The organism is Pseudoxanthomonas mexicana (assembly GCF_014397415.1).
Taxonomy (GTDB): Bacteria; Pseudomonadota; Gammaproteobacteria; order Xanthomonadales; family Xanthomonadaceae; genus Pseudoxanthomonas_A; species Pseudoxanthomonas_A mexicana.
On sequence record NZ_CP060731.1, the window covers coordinates 2,324,020 to 2,340,011 of the forward strand.

The window sequence follows — 15,992 nt, forward strand, 5'->3', positions numbered from 1 at the left end:
ATCAGAGCTTCAGCGGGATCCTGAGATAGCGGCGCCCGTCCCGATCCGGATCGGGCAGCCGGCCGGCGCGGATGTTCACCTGCAACGACGGCAGCAGCAGGACGGGTGCGGCCAGGGTGGCGTCGCGCGCCTCGCGCATGGCCACGAAGCTGGCTTCGTCCACGCCGCCGCCCACATGGATGTTGCGCGTCTTCTCTTCGCCCACCGTGGTTTCCCATGCGAAGTGGTCGCGCCCCGGCGCCTTGTAATCGTGGCACAGGTACAGGCGCGTGGCGTCAGGTAGTGCGAGCAGCCTGTGGATGGAACGGTACAGCGTGCGTGCATCGCCGCCCGGGAAGTCCGCGCGTGCGGTGCCATAGTCGGGCATGAACAACGTGTCGCCGACGAATACCGCCTCGCCGATGCGGTACGACACGCAGGCCGGCGTGTGGCCGGGCGTGTGCATCACCTCGACCTGCAGCCCGCCGAGCGCAATGGTCTCCCCGTCGCGGAAAAGACGGTCGAATTCGCGGCCGTCGCCGCTGACATCGTCCAGCCCGAACACGGGCGCGAACGTGCGCTGCACCTCGGTGATGCGCGCACCGATGCCGATCGGGGCACCGGTTTTTTCCTTCAGGTACGGCGCTGCGCTGAGATGGTCCGCGTGTGCGTGCGTCTCCAGCACCCAGTCGACGGACAGGCCCTGGTCAGCGACGAAGCCGAGCAGATCATCCGCCGAGCGGTGCGACACGCGGCCGGTGCGGTGGTCGTAGTCCAGCACCGGATCGATGATCGCGGCACGGCACGTGGCCGGATCCCAGACCACGTAGCTGACCGTGTGGGTCGCTTCGTCGAACTGAGCATGCACCCGGGGTTGTGTCATGGCAGGGCTCCTGGCGGGTTGCGGCGGACCATCATGGCAGCCCGCACGCACCCGGCCAAGCGCTCTCAGGACGCTTTCGCGGAGAACTCCTCGAACGCTTCCAGTGCATGCGCCGCATACATCAGCGATGGGCCACCGCCCATGTAGACGGCGACGCCCAGCATCTCCTGGAACTCCTCCGGCGTGGCACCGAGGCGTACCAGCGCCTTGGCATGGAAACCGAGGCAGCCGTCGCAGCGCGCCGCCACGCCGATCGCCATCGCGATCAGTTCCTTGGTCTTCTCGTCGAGCGCGCCGGCGGCCATTGCACCGCGCGCCATGGCGCCGAATCCCTGCATCACCTCGGGCGCCGCCGTGCGGAAGGGGCCGAGGTGCCGGTTGATGCGGGTGGTCAGTTCCTGATAACGGTCTGCACTGGACATGGGAATACCTTGTGGTGTCGGATCAATCGTGTCGCACGATGGGCAGGCCGTGGCTCTGCCACGCCGCCATGCCACCGGCCAGGTTGAGATAGGTGCGCGCGGGGTCGCCGGACAGGATGGCCTGGGCCACGCGCGAGCGCATGCCGCTCTGGCAGACCAGCACGACCTCGCGCGTACCGGCGGGGAGGCGGGCATCCAGCAGCGCGGTGCCGCCGGCGCGCAGTTCGCCCAACGGGATGTTGAGGGCGCCCTGCACATGACCGCGTGCGAACTCGCCCTGTTCGCGCACGTCGACCAGGACGGCTCCCCGGTTGAGGCACGCGACCGCTTCCTGCGGAGAAGCCTGCGCCCCGCGGCGGCCGAACAGGGACTTGAGCATGCCCAGCATCACGATCTCCCCGCGCGCTTCCGGGGCGCTGGCGCAGCGGCCGGCGCGCAGTAGATGCCGTGCAGCGTATGCATGACCTGCGCCGCCGGCCCCGGCATCAGTGCGTAGAACACGTTCTGGGCCTCGCGGCGCGTCTGCACCAGGCCTTCTTCGCGCAGCACGGCCAGGTGCTGCGACAAGGCGGACTGGCTCAGGTCGAGCAGGGCGTTGATGTCGCCCACCGAGCGCTCGCCCGCGGTCAGCAGGCACAGGATCTGCAGCCGCTTCTCGTTGGCGAGGGCCTTGAGCAGTTGCGCCGCATCGCCTGCATGCGCCTGCATGGCGGCGATGTCGAACGTGGACGTGGAGAGGCTGCGGGTCATGCGGGTTCCGGGGTGAGGGGATGGCCGGCATTGCGCCATGCGGTGAGCCCGCCCGCAAGCGAGCGTACACGGGTGAAGCCGAGCGCCTGCAGGCTGTCGGCCGCCAGCGCCGAGCGTCCGCCGGTGAGGCAGTACAGCACCAGCTCACGGTCGACGACGGCCAGCGCTTCGCTGGTGGTGCAGGCCATCGCCGGGTGCGCGTGGATCTGGAATTCCAGCACGCCGCGCGGCAGGTTGATCGCGCCCGGCAGGTGGCCCTGCGCGTATTCCGCGGGTTCGCGCACATCGATCAGGACGCAGTCGTCCTGCGCCGCCAGCTGGTCGGGCGCGATCTCTTCGATACGGCCGCGTGCCTCGGCCACCAGATCCTGGACGGTGCGTGCCATGGATGCCTCCAGTACATTAGTTGACGCTAATATTAGTAGATGCTAATTTGTATTGCAAGCCGACCGGCACTCCTGCCGGCGGCGGCCATCGAACCTGGAGGGGAAGACATGGCACGCATCGTCGTATTGGGTGCAGGCATCGGGGGCATGAGCGCCGCCTACGAACTGCGCGGCAGCTTGGGCCAAGGGCCGGAGATCACCGTGATCGGGGAGGGCGACCGCTTCTCGTTCACGCCCTCCAACCCCTGGGTCGCCGTGGGCTGGCGCAAGCCGTCCGATGTCGAAATGCCGGTCGCCCGCTACCTTGCGAAGAAGAACATCGCCTTCGAGGGCGTCGGCGCCGAGCGGGTCGAGCCCGGCCACAACCGTGTGCGGCTGCGCGACGGGCGCACCCTCGACTACGACTATCTGGTGATCGCGACGGGTCCGCGACTGGCGTTCGATGAGGTGCCGGGCCTGGGGCCTGAAGGCGGCTTCACCCACTCGATCTGCACCACGCCGCACGCGACCACCGCGTGGCAGGCCTACCAGGCCTTCCTCGAGAACCCGGGGCCGGTGGTCGTGGGGGCTGCACCGATGGCCAGCTGCTTCGGGCCGGCGTACGAGTTCGCGATGATCCTGGACAGCGACCTGCGCAAGCGCAGGCTGCGCGACAGGGTGCCGATCACCTACGTCAGCCCGGAACCGTACGTCGGACACATGGGGCTGGGGGGCGTCGGCGATTCCAAGGGCATGATGGAATCTGAGTTCCGCCAGCGCCACATCCAGTGGATCACCAACGCGAAGATCACCGCGGTGCGCGACGGCGAGATGGACGTGTCCGAAATGGACGATGCCGGTCAGCCGAGGAAGATGCACATCTTGCCGTTCCGATACTCGATGGTGCTGCCGGCCTTCACCGGCGTGCCGGCCGTGCGCCAGGGCGAGGGGCTGTGCAATCCGCGCGGCTTCATCCTGATCGACAAGCATCAGCGCAACCCGGCCTATCCCAACATCTTCTCGCTCGGCGTGTGCGTGGCGATCCCGCCCGTGGAGGCCACGCCGGTGCCGACGGGCGCGCCCAAGACCGGCTTCATGATCGAGTCCATGGTCACCGCGGTGGCGCACAACATCCAGGCCGAGCTGGCCGGCAGGCCGGTCACCGCCGAAGCGACGTGGAACGCCATCTGCCTGGCGGACATGGGCGACACCGGCGCGGCGTTCGTGGCCCTGCCGCAGATCCCGCCGCGCAACGTCACCTGGGCCAAGGTCGGCAAATGGGTGCACGTGGCCAAGATCGCGTTCGAGAAGTACTTCCTGATGAAGATGAAGTCCGGCAACACCGAACCGATCTACGAGAAATACGTGCTCAAGCTGCTCGGCATCATGCGCACCCGCTGATTTCCCCCATTCCATTTCCGGAGAACCCCTCATGAACCTCGACCGTGCCGTCCTCGGCTTCGCCGGCGTGATGACCCTCGCCAGCCTCGCACTGGCCCACTTCGTTTCGCCGCTGTGGCTCTGGTTCACCGTCTTCATCGGCGTGAACATGCTTCAGGCCAGCGTGACCGGCTTCTGTCCCGCCGCCATCATCTTCCGCAAGCTAGGCGTACGCGCCGGCTGCGCATTCAAGTGAGCGCGAGGCCTGCCGTGAGCCGCATCGTGATGTCGTCGCGCCCGTTGTTGCCGCTGTTGCTGGTGGCCGCGCTCGCCGCGTGCGGACATGAAGAACCCGCCGCGCCTGCCGCGCGCATCGAGGGACTGCAGACGTTCCAAGTGAAGACTGCCGACGCGGTGGGCGGCCGTGCCTGGGAGGGCGTGGTGGAAGCCGTGCAACAGGCCACGCTGTCGGCGCAGACGAACGGGCGCGTGGTCGCCGTGGCGCGCGACGTCAACGACCGCGTGGCGGCAGGCGACGTGCTGGTGCGGCTCAGTGCGGTCGAACAACAATCCGGTGTCGACGCCGCCCGTGCCCAGTTGCGCGCGGCCGAAGCATCCGCGACCGAGGCGGAAGCCAACTATCGGCGCTTCGCCAACCTGGCGAAGGACCAGTTCGTCTCCCGGGCCCAGCTCGACCAGGCCCGGATGGCGCGCGATTCGGCGGCCGCCGCGCGCGACGCCGCCCGCGCCCAACTGGCGAACGCCGGCCAGCAGACCGACTACACCACGGTGCGCGCGCCCTACGCGGGCATCGTCGCCACTCGCGATGTCGAACCCGGCGAGAGCGTCGGCATCGGCCAGACCCTGATGACGGTGTTCGCCCCGGGCGCTCTGCGCATCGAAGTGGCGGTGCCGCAGTCGGAAGCGGAGGCGGTCCGGGCCAACCCCACCGCCGTGGTCACCTTCGACGATGGGCGCCGGATCGATGCCGCCGACGTCACCGTCTTTCCGGCCGCGGATGCGTCCACCCACGCCGTGCGGATCCGCGTGCAGCTGCCGGCGCTCGATGTGCCGCCGCAACCCGGGCTGACCGCGAAAGTGGCGTTCCCGGCCGTGAAGGGCGTGGCATTCCCGCGCGTTCCCACCAGCGCGCTGGTGCGCCGCGGCGAGGTGACGGCGGTGTACGTGCTCAGCGACGGGCGGCTGTCGTTGCGCCAGGTCAGGCTGGGTGATGCGGCCGGCGACCAGGTGGACGTGATCTCGGGATTGAAGCCCGGCGAGAGGATCGCCACCGATCCGGTCGCCGCGCAGCAGGCGCTGGTGGCGGCGCGCAAGGACGACTGACATGGCATCGCTCCCGAACCCGCCGCGACTGGGCATCTCCGGTCGCCTGGCGCGCACGTTCCAGGCCAACCCCCTGACGCCGATCCTCGCACTGCTCGGCCTGCTGCTGGGGCTGGTGGCGGTGATGATCACGCCGCGCGAGGAAGAGCCGCAGATCGACGTCACCATGGCCAACGTCATCGTGCCGTTCCCGGGCGCGGATGCGCGCCAGGTCGAGCAGATGGTGACCTATCCGCTGGAACAGAAACTGTCCGAGATCGAGGAGATCAAGCACACCTATTCGATCAGCCGGCCCGGCATGGCGGTGCTGACGGTGGAGTTCGACGTGGGCGTGAAGCGCCAGCCCGCACTGGTGCGCCTGTACGACAAGGTGTTCTCCAACCAGGACTGGATGCCGGCGAACCTCGGCGTGGGCCAGCCCATCATCAAGCCCAAGGGCATCGACGACGTGCCGGTGATGGCGCTGACCCTGTGGACGGACGATCCGCAGCGCGGCGCACGCGACCTGGCCGAAGTGGCGCACACGCTGGAAACCGAACTCAAGCGCATCCCCGGCACGCGCGACGTGTTCACCCTGGGTGCGCCGGAGCGTGCCGTCATGGTGCAGCTCGATGCCGCGCGACTGGCCAGCCACGGCCTGGCGGTGAATGATCTGTCCGCGGCCCTGCAGGCCGCCAACCTGGCGCGCCAGGCGGGCGAGCGCGTCGGTGCGGACGGGGTGGTGCAGGTGACCTCCGGCCAGTTCCTGGCCGATCGCGCGGACGTGGCCGGCCTGGTGCTGGGCGTGTCGGGTGGCCAGCCGGTGCGCCTGGAGGACGTGGCGACGGTCCGCGATGCGGCCGATGCACCGTCGAGTTATGCGTGGCACGGTGCGCCCGCCACGCGCGCGGGACCGGCCAGTGGCGTGGCGCCCGCGGTGACGCTGGCCATCGCCAAGAAGCCGGGCAGCAATGCGGCCGACATCACGTCGGCCGCCCTGGCGCGGGTGGAGGCCTTGCGTGGCACCGTGATTCCCGATGGCATCCAGGTGGAGACCACGCGCGACTACGGCCTGACGGCCAGCGACAAGGCGCAGACGCTGATCAAGAAACTGGTCTTCGCCACCGGCTCGGTGGTGCTGCTGGTGCTGTTCGCGCTGGGCCGCCGCGAGGCCATCGTGATCGGCAGCGCGGTGGTGCTGACCCTGGCGGTCACGCTGTTCGCGTCCTGGGCCATGGGATTCACCCTCAACCGCGTCTCGCTGTTCGCACTGATCTTCTCCATCGGCATCCTGGTGGACGATGCCATCGTGGTGGTCGAGAACATCCATCGGCACATGGCGCAGGGCGGCATGTCGCTGGCCGAGGCCATTCCGCCCGCGGTGGACGAAGTGGGCGGTCCGACCATCCTGGCCACCTTCACCGTGATCGCGGCGTTGATGCCCATGGCCTTCGTCACCGGTCTGATGGGGCCGTACATGCGGCCCATCCCGATCAATGCCTCGGTCGGCATGCTGCTGTCGCTGATGATCGCGCTGGTGGTCACGCCGTGGCTGTCGCTGAAGCTGCTCAAGCGGCATGCGGTCGCGCCTGCGGGTGAGGGCGCTGCCCACGGGCACGCGGAAGGCACCATGGCCGCGCGCCTGCATCGCCTGTTCGAGCGCGTGATGACGCCCTTCCTGGATGCCGGCGCGGGTACGCGGCGCCGGCGCCTGCTGTTCGTCGGCATGGCCGTGCTGGTGGCGCTGGCGGCCAGTCTGGCGGTGTTCAAGCTGGTGGTGCTGAAGATGCTGCCGTTCGACAACAAGTCCGAACTGCAGATCGTGGTCGACCTGCCAGAAGGCCGCACGCTGGAGGACACCAACGCCCTGCTGGCCGAGCTGGCCGGCGTGCTGGACCGCACACCGGAAGTCCTGCACTACCAGGGCTATGCGGGTACGGCCGCACCGATCAACTTCAACGGGCTGGTGCGGCAGTACTACCTGCGCGAGGGTGCGAACGTGGGCGACCTGCAGGTGAACCTGGTGGACCGCCACGACCGCGAGCGCAAGAGCCACGAGATCGCCGTTGCCCTGCGCCCGCAGGTGGACGCGATCGGCCGCCGCCATGGCGCGTCGGTCAAGGTGGTGGAGGTGCCGCCCGGGCCGCCCGTGCTGTCGCCGATCGTGGCCGAGGTGTACGGGCCCGACTATGCCCGCCAGCGGCAGGTGGCGCGGGCGCTCGAGCAGCGCTTCCTGGCGACCGAGGGCATCGTCGACGTGGACACCAGCGTGGAAGCCGATGCACGCCGCGACATCCTGGTGATCGACCGCGTGCGCGCGGCGCGCCTGGGCGTGCCGCAGTCGGCGATCACGGAGACGATCGCCGCGGGCCTGTCGGGGCTGGACGCCACCCACGTGATCGATGGTGGCTCGAAGTATCCGCGTCCGATCCGCCTGCGCCTGCCAGTGGCCGACCAGGCTTCGCTCGACGGTCTGCTCGCGCTGCGGGTGCGCGGTGGCAACGGCCAACTCGTGCCGCTGTCGGAACTGGTGCAGGTACGTTCCACCTGGTGGGACGGCGCCATCCACCACAAGGACCTGCTGCCCGTGGTGTACGTGATGGGCGACGAGAGCGGCACGGTCGACAGCCCGCTGTACGGCATGTTCGACCTGGTCGGGCAGGTGTCGGACAACGCCATCGACGGCCAGCAGGTGGGGCAGTTCTACATCCGCCAGCCGCCCGAGACTGCCGGCTTCGGCATCAAGTGGGACGGCGAGTGGCAGATCACGTACGAGACCTTCCGCGACATGGGCATCGCCTACGCGGCCGGCATGGTGCTGATCTACCTGCTGGTGGTGGCCTACTTCCGCAACTATGTGGTGCCGCTGGTGATCATGGCGCCCATCCCGTTGACCGTGATCGGCGTGATGCCGGGCCACGCCCTGCTGGGCGCACAGTTCACCGCCACCAGCATGATCGGCATGATCGCGCTGGCGGGCATCATCGTGCGCAACTCGATCCTGCTGGTGGACTTCATCAACCATCTGGTCGAGCGCGGGCAGTCGCTGGAGTCGGCGGTCGTCGATGCCTGCGCGGTGCGCGCGCAACCGATCGCACTGACCGCACTGGCGGCGATGGCGGGGGCGTTCTTCATCCTCGACGACCCCATCTTCAACGGCCTGGCGATCTCGCTGATCTTCGGCATCCTGGTATCCACGGTGCTGACACTGGTGGTGATCCCGTTGCTGTACTACGCGCTGAAACACCGCGCTTACAAGGAATCCGACGCATGAGTCCATCTAACCCGCAACGGCTGCTGTGGTCGGCTTGCCTGGCGTGGGCCGTCACGGCGTGTGCCCCCGGGGCCGTCGGCGATGCGGGCCGGAACGTGGCCGAAGCCCGCCCGCAGCAGGGCGCCGAAGCGCCACGGACCGCGCCCCGGCTCGATCCCGATCTCGATCGTGCGAAGGCGGCCGCACAGGCCTTCAGCGCTCGCCTGCGTGGTCGCCTGCAGGCAGCGATGCAGGCCGGTGGCCCCACGGCGGCCGTGGAGGTCTGCCATGCCGAGGCGCCGGCCATCGCAGATTCGGTGATGGCCGAGCACGGCGTGCGCCTGGGCCGCGTCGCGCTGCCCCGGCGCAACCGCAACGCCGGACAGGCCGCCGAGGGTTGGCAGCTCGCCACGCTGGAGGCCTTCCAGCAAGCCGTCCTGGAGAGGGCGCCTGCCGCGGAGCAGGTATCCGTGGTCCGCGAAGGCCTGCCCGAGGGCGTCGCGCTGCGCCTGATGCGGGGCATCGCCACCGAACCCGGTTGCCTGGCCTGCCATGGCGCGCAGGTCGCCCCGGCCGTCCGCGCGGCCATCGCGGCGCATTATCCTGACGACGCGGCCACCGGCTTCGCGGTGGGCGACCTGCGTGGCGGACTGTGGGTCGAAGTGCCCGCCACCGCCGCCCACACCCCTCAGGAGGCCACGCCATGAGCACCGACGCGCCGATCCGCATCACCCTGGAACAGGAAGAGGACTACAGCTTCCGCATCCGCTTCGACGACACCACCATCGCCGACCTGATGACCGACGAGCCCGAGCCGCTGGGCAAGGGTGAGGGCCCGAACCCGACGCGGCTGCTGGTGTCGGCCGTCGCCAACTGCCTGTCGGCCAGCCTGCTGTTCGCGCTGCGCAAGTTCAGGAACACGCCGGGCAGGCTGGTCACCCATGCCACCGCGGAGCTGGTGCGCAACGAGCAGGGCAGGCTGCGCGTGGGCCACATCCATGCCGATATCCAGCTGGCCGAGGCCGGCACGGCACACGCCTCACTGGAACGCATCCTGGCCCAGTTCGAGAACTTCTGCGTGGTGACCGAGAGCGTGCGCCACGGCATCGAGGTTTCCGTCAGCATCACCGACGCCGATGGCGTCCAGCTGCACGGCAAGGCGCGGACGGAGCAGGCCGCGTCCTGAGTTGCAGGTGGGGTGCCTGCTCTTGTGGGAGCGACGTGAGTCGCGAAGGGCCCGCGGGAACGCTTCATCGCGACTCGCGTCGCTCTCACAGGGACGCCGAAAGGCCGTGTAAGCCCCGCGCCCCCCGGATCGCCGCCGGCCTCCCAGCGTGGCATCATCCGGTCCTCTGCCGTCCGTATCCGAAGCCGTCCGTGATCGCGCCCATCAAGGGAAAGGCCACCTCGCTGGACATCGCCCACCTGGCGGGCGTGTCCCAGCCCACCGTGTCGCGCGCGCTGCGGGGCAGCCCGATGGTCAACGAGGAAACGCGCAAGCGCATCCTGGCCATCGCCGAGCAGCTGAACTACAAGGTCGACAAGAACGCCTCCAACCTGCGCCGCCAGCATTCGGGCACGCTGGCCCTGCTGTTCTTCGAAGATCCGACGCCGGACGAATCGGCCATCAATCCTTTCTTCCTGTCGATGCTGGGCAGCATCACGCGTGCCTGCGCGCTGCGCGGCTACGACCTGCTGATCTCGTTCCAGCAGCTGTCCAACGACTGGCAGGCCGACTACGAAGACAGCAAGAAGGCCGACGGCATCATCCTGCTGGGGTATGGCGACTACCTGGAGTCGCGCAGCCGGCTGGAGAAGCTGGTCGAGCAGGGCACCCACTTCGTGCGCTGGGGCGCCGTCCAGCCGGATACGCCCGGGGTGTCGATCGGTTGCGACAACACCCAGGGTGGCCACGACATCACCGCGCACCTGGTCGCGCAGGGACGGCGACGCATCGCGTTCCTGGGGCATGCGTCCAACCACTATCCCGAATTCTTCGAGCGCTACCTCGGCCATCGCCAGGCACTCGAAACCGCGGGCCTCCCAGCCGATCCCGCCCTGCAGGTCGATGCCCTCACCACGGAGCAGTCCGGCCACGACGCGGCCACCGAACTGCTGGCCCGCGGTGCACCGTTCGATGCGATCTTCGCCGCCAGCGACCTGATCGCCGTCGGCGCCATGAAGGCGTTGCTGGAGCGCGGGTTGCGCGTGCCCGACGATGTCGCCGTGGCCGGCTTCGACGACATTCCGCTGGCCAGCTTCATCAATCCCGGCCTGTCCACCGTGCAGCAGGACACCAAGCGCGCGGGTGCGTTGCTGGTCGAGACCTTGCTGGCGCTGATCAACGGCGAGCCCGCCGAAAGCCAGACCATCCCGGTGAGGCTGGCGCTGCGCGGGTCTACCGCGGCGAAGTGAGGGCGCCGTTGTAGGAGCGACGTCAGTCGCGACCGCAGACCCACACGCGTCAGGGAATCCATATAACGCCAGCTTTGGGCACCTACAGGTTATCGCGCGACCCTGCGCCGATGCGGACCCAAGGTGGGCGGTCGCGACTTACGTCGCTCCTACAGTGGGGCCCCTCAATCCGCCTTCGGCGCCTTGCGCGCCATCAGCTCGGCCAGGCGCGCGCGCGTATCGGCGCGGGTGATCGGCGCGTCCAGCAGGAACACCCGCACACCGTGCGCCGGTACCTCGGCCTGCAGGCGGTTGCGCACGCGTTGGGTCTTGCCGGTGAACGCATCGCGCCATTGTCCGGACTGCAGGTGCTCCGACACCGACAGCTTCGCCGGCGCATCCGCCTTGTTCAGCAGCACCAGCGCGGTCTGGGTGACGCCTTCGTGCTGCAGGACGCGGTAGAAAATCGCCTGGTCGCCTTTCAGGCGCACGTTGAGCTGCAGGCCGCGCTGCAGGGCCGGGGTATCGCGGCGTAGCTGGGCGATGCGCTTGAGCGGGGCGAAGATCGGGCTCTGTGGTGCCGCGTCGATGCGTTCCTGACCGAAGTAGTTGCGGTTGCCGGCATGCTCTGCGTTGCCGCGCTCGAAGCCTATCTCGGAGCCGTAGTAGATCACCGGAATGCCGCGCGCCGTGAACAGCCAGTTGTGCGCGTCGATGAAGCCCGCGTCGTTGGCCTTCATGCGCGCCATGTCGTGGTTGTCGTAGAACGTCATCAGGTCGTACGGGTTGGCGTACGGGCCGTCTTCCAGGTACAGCGCCTTGCCGATCTCCTCGTAGCCGGTGCCCGGTTTCTCGAACACCTCGGTCAATTTGGCCTTCAGCGGAAAGTCCAGCACGCTGTAGCTGCCGTTGCGGGCCCAGGTATGGCCGGCGATGCTGGCGGCGTCGTAGTTGAAGTTCTCGCCGAACATGAAGAAGCCCGGTTTCTTCGCGCGGATGCGGTCGGCGAATTCCTTCCAGAACGCGTGCGGCATCCAGGCGATGGTGTCCACGCGGAACGCCGCCGCGCCCTGGTCTATCCACTGCTCGTATGCGCCGACCAGGTACTCCATCACCGCCGGGTTGTTCTCGTTGAAGTCGGACAGCTGCGCCAGGCCACCGCCGGTGTTGTAGAAGGCGTGCATCGGCTTGCGGCGCGGGTCCAGCCTGTCCGGATCCAGGTTCTGGTGGTCGGCGATCAGCCTGCCGTCCCTGTCCCAGACCTTGCCGTACTGGGGCTGCATCTTCGGCATCGAATACGCGGGCGAGCCGTGGTTGCCGACGATGTCCAGCACCACGTCCAGCTTCTGTTCCTTCATGGCGCGGGTGAAGCCGGCGAAGTCCAGCCCTTCGCTGGGCAGGTGCTCGTCCAGTTTGTAGAAGTTGATGCCCCAGTAGCCGTGGTAGCCGGTCTTGCCACGGTCGGTAAACATCCCGGCCCACTTCACTTCTTCGCCGCCGGTGAAGGCTTCATCCGGGTTGTCCACAATCGGCGTGATCCACACCGAGGTGAAGCCGAGGTCGCGGATGTAGCTGGCGTTGTCCAGCACGCCCTTGAAGTCGCCGCCCAGGTAGCCGACGTTGTCGGTCCTTCCCTCCGGCGCGCCCGGGGTGGGGCGGTCGAAGGTGCGGTTCGCGCCGCCCTGGTCGCGGTGGTCGTTGGACGGGTCGCCGTTGACGAAGCGGTCCGTCAGCACGAAGTACACCGCCTCCTTCGCGAAAGGCTCGGTGGTGCCGTAGAAATCGTCCGCGGCAAGTGCGGCAAAGGGGGGGCAGAGCAGGGCGGCCAGGCTGGCGGCGAGCGGTCGGCGTGGGAACTTCATCAATGGGCCTGCGAAGCGAGGGAGACGGGCGCGTGCGCAGGTTCGCGCACGCGGACGAGTGCCAGCGCCGCCAGCAGCAGGCTGGCGCCGCTGATGACCAGCGCGAAGACCGCCTCGTTGGCGAAGAACGCACGCAGGGCCGGGCCCAGCAGGGTGGCGGCGACGATTTGCGGGATCACGATGAACATGTTGAAGATGCCCATGTAGATGCCCATCTTCTCCGCCGGCACATGGCTGGACAGCAGGGCGTACGGCATCGACAGGATGCTGGCCCAGGCCACGCCGACCAGGGCGAACGAGCCGATCAGCCAGGCCGGATGCGGTACGAACCACATCGACAGGAAGCCGACGCCGCCCAGCAACAGCGAGCCGGCATGCACCGCCTTGCGGTTGAGCGGGAAGCGCGCCGCATAGAAGCTCAGCAGCAGGGCGACCAGCATCGACGACAGCCCGTAATAGCCCATGTAGGAGCCGACCAGGTCGGCCGCGTTCTGGAAGGCGGCATTGGCTGACTGGAAGGCGGCGGCCTGTGCGGGGACCGCCATGTCGAAGGCCGCCGGGTCCGGCGCGGGCGCCTTGAATACGTGTTCGGTCAGGCCGGGGGTGGCCATGCTCCACATGGCGAAGAAGGCCAGCCAGCTGAAGAACTGCACCAGCCCCAGGCGGCGCATCTGCGCGGGCATGTGGACCACGTGGTGGACGATTTCGCCAGCGAAGTTGCTGCGGCGCTTCTGTTCGTCGCGGAAGCGCTGCAGGTCCTCCGGCGGATACTCGGGCGTGGTGAGGATGGTCACCAAAATGCTCGCCATGAAGACGAAGGCGCCGATGGCGAACGCCACCTTCACCGAGGGCGGCACCACGCCCGGGCCGGCTTCGTTCGGTACGCCGAGCTGGGCGATGAACCAGGGCAGGTTGCTGGCCACCCACGTGCCCACGCCGATGATCAGCGTCTGCAGCACGAAGCCGTACGAGCGCTGTTCCTCGGGCAGCTTGTCGGCCACCAGCGCACGGAACGGCTCCATGCTGATGTTGATGCTGGCATCCAGCACCCACAGCAGGCCTGCCGCGATCCACAACGTGGGCGAGTGCGGCATGAACACCAGGGCGATGGAACTGAGGATGGCGCCGATCAGGAAGAACGGCCGCCGGCGCCCCAGGCGCGGATGCCAGGTACGGTCGCTGAGATAGCCGATGATCGGCTGCACCAGCAGGCCGGTCAGCGGCGCGGCGATCCACAGCAGCGGCAGCGCATCCTTCTCCGCGCCCAGGGTCTGGAAGATGCGCGACATGAAGCCGCCCTGCAGCGCGAAACCGAACTGGATGCCGAGGAAGCCGAAGGACATGTTCCAGATCTGCCAGAAGGACAGGCGTGGTTTGGCGGTCATGCAGGATTCCTGGCGGAGCGTGGACAAGGGCGTGCGCGAAGGTCGCGGGCGTGGCGGCATCTTGCAGGCAAGCGCGGGCGTTTCCATGCTGCACCGCAAACAATGCGGATAGCGCACCGGGTGCGGCCGATCGTGCCCACCGAGCGTCGAGTTACCGCCCAAGCCCTTGCCGCACCTGGATTTCGGCCGTTCCTTACAACCTCGGATGCCGACCAACGCGCTACGCTCGTCCGCCGACGTTCGCGTTGCATGCATACGTATTCATGCGCGCCCATGACGCGTCGCCCTCACGCATGTCGGCGGGGCGTGGAATAGTGGCGCCCGCCGTGCGCACCGGAGGGGTGCGCCATGCATGCAGACCGGTGCCGCAATGAAGAAGAACAATTGGTGGCGCGGAGCGGTGATCTACCAGATCTACCCCCGCAGCTTCCTGGACACCAACGGGGATGGCGTGGGCGATCTGCCCGGCATCGTCGAGAAGCTGGACTACATCGCGGGCCTGGGCGTGGACGCCATCTGGATCTCGCCGTTCTTCAAGTCGCCGATGGCCGATTTCGGCTACGACATCGCCGACTACCGCGACGTGGATCCGATGTTCGGCACGCTGGCCGACTTCGACGCCCTGCTGGTCAAGGCGCATGCGCTGGGCATCAAGGTGATGATCGACCAGGTGCTGAGCCATTGTTCGGTGGAGCACGCCTGGTTCAAGGAAAGCCGCGAGAGCCGCGACAACCCGAAGGCCGACTGGTACGTGTGGGCCGATCCGAGGGAAGACGGCACGCCGCCCAACAACTGGATGTCGCTGTTCGGCGGCGTGGCCTGGCGCTGGGAGCCGCGCCGCGAGCAGTACTACCTGCACAACTTCCTGGCCAGCCAGCCGGACCTGAACTTCCACAATCCGGCCGTGCAGGACGCCACGCTGGACAACGTGAAGTTCTGGCTGGACCGCGGCGTGGACGGCCTGCGCCTGGACGCGATCAACTTCTGTTTCCACGATGCGCAGCTGCGCGACAACCCGCCCAAGCCGAAGGACAAGCGCGTGGGTCGCGGTTTCAGTCCCGACAACCCCTACGCGTACCAGTACCACTACTACAACAACACGCAGCCGGAGAACATCGGCTTCCTGGAGCGCCTGCGTGCGCTGCTCGACCGGTACCCGGACGCGGGAGCGCTGGGCGAAATTTCGTCGGAAGACTCGCTGGCCACCACTGCCGAGTACGTCACCGACCAGCGCCTGCACATGGGCTACAGCTTCGAGCTGCTGACCGACGACGGCACGGCCGGCTACATCCGCGACACGGTCGAGCGCCTGGAAGCGGCGATGGTGGAAGGCTGGCCGTGCTGGGCCATTTCCAACCACGACGTGCAGCGCGCCGTGACGCGCTGGGGTCGCGGCGATGCCTCGCCGGCGCTGGCGGCGCAACTGGTGGCGCTGGTGTGTTCGCTGCGCGGATCGGTCTGCCTCTACCAGGGCGAGGAACTGGGCCTGCCCGAGGCCGACGTGCCGTACGAAGCGCTGCAGGACCCGTACGGCAAGACGTTCTGGCCGAAGTTCAAGGGCCGCGATGGCTGCCGCACGCCGATGCCGTGGCACGAAGGCGAGCAGGCCGGTTTCAGCCAGGGTCAGCCCTGGTTGCCGATCCCGGCTGAGCACCGCGCCATCAACGTGGCCGCGCAGGACGCCGATCCCGATTCCATCCTCAACCAGGTGCGGCGCTTCCTGGGCTGGCGACGCAGCCAGCCCGCACTGCGGGTGGGCCGCATCCGCTTCCTTGATGCGCCGGAACCGGTGCTGGCGTTCGTGCGCGAGACCGAGGGCGCGGCGATGCTGGTGGTGTTCAACCTGTCGCCGCAACCCGTCGCATGGAAGTTGCCCACCGGCCTGTCGCCGCATCCGGTGGACAGTCACGGCCTGCCGTCCGGCACCCTGCAGGATGGCACGCTCGCGCTTCCGGCCCGCGGCGTGTACTACGCCGTCATCGATTGAATCGGAGTG

The 15,992-nt window shown here is 68.2% G+C and carries 15 protein-coding genes; 8 read left to right on the forward strand and 7 right to left on the reverse strand.

From position 1 onward, the window contains the following. Nucleotide 1: 1 nt before the first annotated feature. The 5 genes from IAE60_RS10895 to IAE60_RS10915 all read right to left on the reverse strand — a co-directional run bounded on the left by IAE60_RS10895 (nucleotide 2) and on the right by IAE60_RS10915 (nucleotide 2,420). Nucleotides 2-862, reverse strand: a complete 861-nt coding sequence (locus IAE60_RS10895; protein WP_187572257.1) for an MBL fold metallo-hydrolase — start codon at nucleotides 860-862, stop codon at nucleotides 2-4. 65 nt (nucleotides 863-927) lie between these two features. Further along, on the reverse strand, nucleotides 928-1,284 hold the full coding sequence (locus IAE60_RS10900) for a carboxymuconolactone decarboxylase family protein (RefSeq protein ID WP_187572258.1): 357 nt from the start codon (nucleotides 1,282-1,284) through the stop codon (nucleotides 928-930). 22 nt (nucleotides 1,285-1,306) lie between these two features. Continuing rightward, entirely contained in the window at nucleotides 1,307-1,663 is a 357-nt protein-coding gene (locus IAE60_RS10905; RefSeq protein WP_187572259.1) for a rhodanese-like domain-containing protein, read from the reverse strand. Between the two features lie 8 nt (nucleotides 1,664-1,671). Then, nucleotides 1,672-2,034: an ArsR/SmtB family transcription factor gene (locus tag IAE60_RS10910; RefSeq protein ID WP_162108913.1), complete on the reverse strand. Its 363-nt coding sequence runs from the start codon at nucleotides 2,032-2,034 to the stop codon at nucleotides 1,672-1,674. Further along, the gene (locus IAE60_RS10915) at nucleotides 2,031-2,420 is read right to left on the reverse strand and encodes a rhodanese-like domain-containing protein (RefSeq protein ID WP_187572260.1); all 390 of its coding nucleotides are present in this window, start codon (nucleotides 2,418-2,420) and stop codon (nucleotides 2,031-2,033) included. Before IAE60_RS10915 ends, IAE60_RS10910 begins: the two co-directional genes overlap by 4 nt. 108 nt (nucleotides 2,421-2,528) lie before the next feature. Between IAE60_RS10915 and IAE60_RS10920 the strand changes: the two genes are divergently transcribed. The 7 genes from IAE60_RS10920 to IAE60_RS10950 all read left to right on the forward strand — a co-directional run bounded on the left by IAE60_RS10920 (nucleotide 2,529) and on the right by IAE60_RS10950 (nucleotide 10,770). Continuing rightward, entirely contained in the window at nucleotides 2,529-3,800 is a 1,272-nt protein-coding gene (locus IAE60_RS10920; protein ID WP_187572261.1) for an NAD(P)/FAD-dependent oxidoreductase, read from the forward strand. Between the two features lie 31 nt (nucleotides 3,801-3,831). After that, the gene (locus tag IAE60_RS10925; protein WP_187572262.1) at nucleotides 3,832-4,035 is read left to right on the forward strand and encodes a YgaP family membrane protein; all 204 of its coding nucleotides are present in this window, start codon (nucleotides 3,832-3,834) and stop codon (nucleotides 4,033-4,035) included. A gap of 14 nt (nucleotides 4,036-4,049) precedes the next feature. Beyond that, nucleotides 4,050-5,123: an efflux RND transporter periplasmic adaptor subunit gene (locus IAE60_RS10930; protein WP_244966553.1), complete on the forward strand. Its 1,074-nt coding sequence runs from the start codon at nucleotides 4,050-4,052 to the stop codon at nucleotides 5,121-5,123. 1 nt (nucleotide 5,124) lies between these two features. Continuing rightward, nucleotides 5,125-8,376, forward strand: a complete 3,252-nt coding sequence (locus IAE60_RS10935; RefSeq protein WP_187572263.1) for an efflux RND transporter permease subunit — start codon at nucleotides 5,125-5,127, stop codon at nucleotides 8,374-8,376. Further along, on the forward strand, nucleotides 8,373-9,062 hold the full coding sequence (locus tag IAE60_RS10940) for a c-type heme family protein (protein WP_187572264.1): 690 nt from the start codon (nucleotides 8,373-8,375) through the stop codon (nucleotides 9,060-9,062). Before IAE60_RS10935 ends, IAE60_RS10940 begins: the two co-directional genes overlap by 4 nt. After that, entirely contained in the window at nucleotides 9,059-9,541 is a 483-nt protein-coding gene (locus IAE60_RS10945) for an OsmC family protein (protein WP_187572265.1), read from the forward strand. The genes IAE60_RS10940 and IAE60_RS10945 overlap by 4 nt, the downstream gene beginning before the upstream one ends. Before the next feature lie 194 nt (nucleotides 9,542-9,735). Next, a complete protein-coding gene (locus IAE60_RS10950; RefSeq protein ID WP_244966724.1) occupies nucleotides 9,736-10,770 on the forward strand; it encodes a LacI family DNA-binding transcriptional regulator in 1,035 nt (344 codons plus the stop codon). Nucleotides 10,771-10,934: 164 nt separating this feature from the next. Here IAE60_RS10950 and IAE60_RS10955 read toward each other — a convergent pair whose 3' ends face one another. Together IAE60_RS10955 and IAE60_RS10960 are read right to left on the reverse strand one after the other, a co-directional pair. Next, on the reverse strand, nucleotides 10,935-12,611 hold the full coding sequence (locus IAE60_RS10955; protein WP_187572266.1) for an alpha-amylase family glycosyl hydrolase: 1,677 nt from the start codon (nucleotides 12,609-12,611) through the stop codon (nucleotides 10,935-10,937). Further along, nucleotides 12,611-13,996 carry an MFS transporter gene (locus IAE60_RS10960; RefSeq protein WP_187572267.1) on the reverse strand — a complete coding sequence of 462 codons (1,386 nt, stop codon included), beginning with the start codon at nucleotides 13,994-13,996 and terminating at the stop codon, nucleotides 12,611-12,613. Before IAE60_RS10960 ends, IAE60_RS10955 begins: the two co-directional genes overlap by 1 nt. A 370-nt stretch (nucleotides 13,997-14,366) precedes the next feature. On the opposite strand from IAE60_RS10960, the gene IAE60_RS10965 reads away from it, so the two are divergent. Further along, nucleotides 14,367-15,983, forward strand: coding sequence for an alpha-glucosidase family protein (locus IAE60_RS10965; RefSeq protein WP_187572268.1), 1,617 nt, complete (start codon nucleotides 14,367-14,369; stop codon nucleotides 15,981-15,983). Nucleotides 15,984-15,992: the final 9 nt, after the last annotated feature.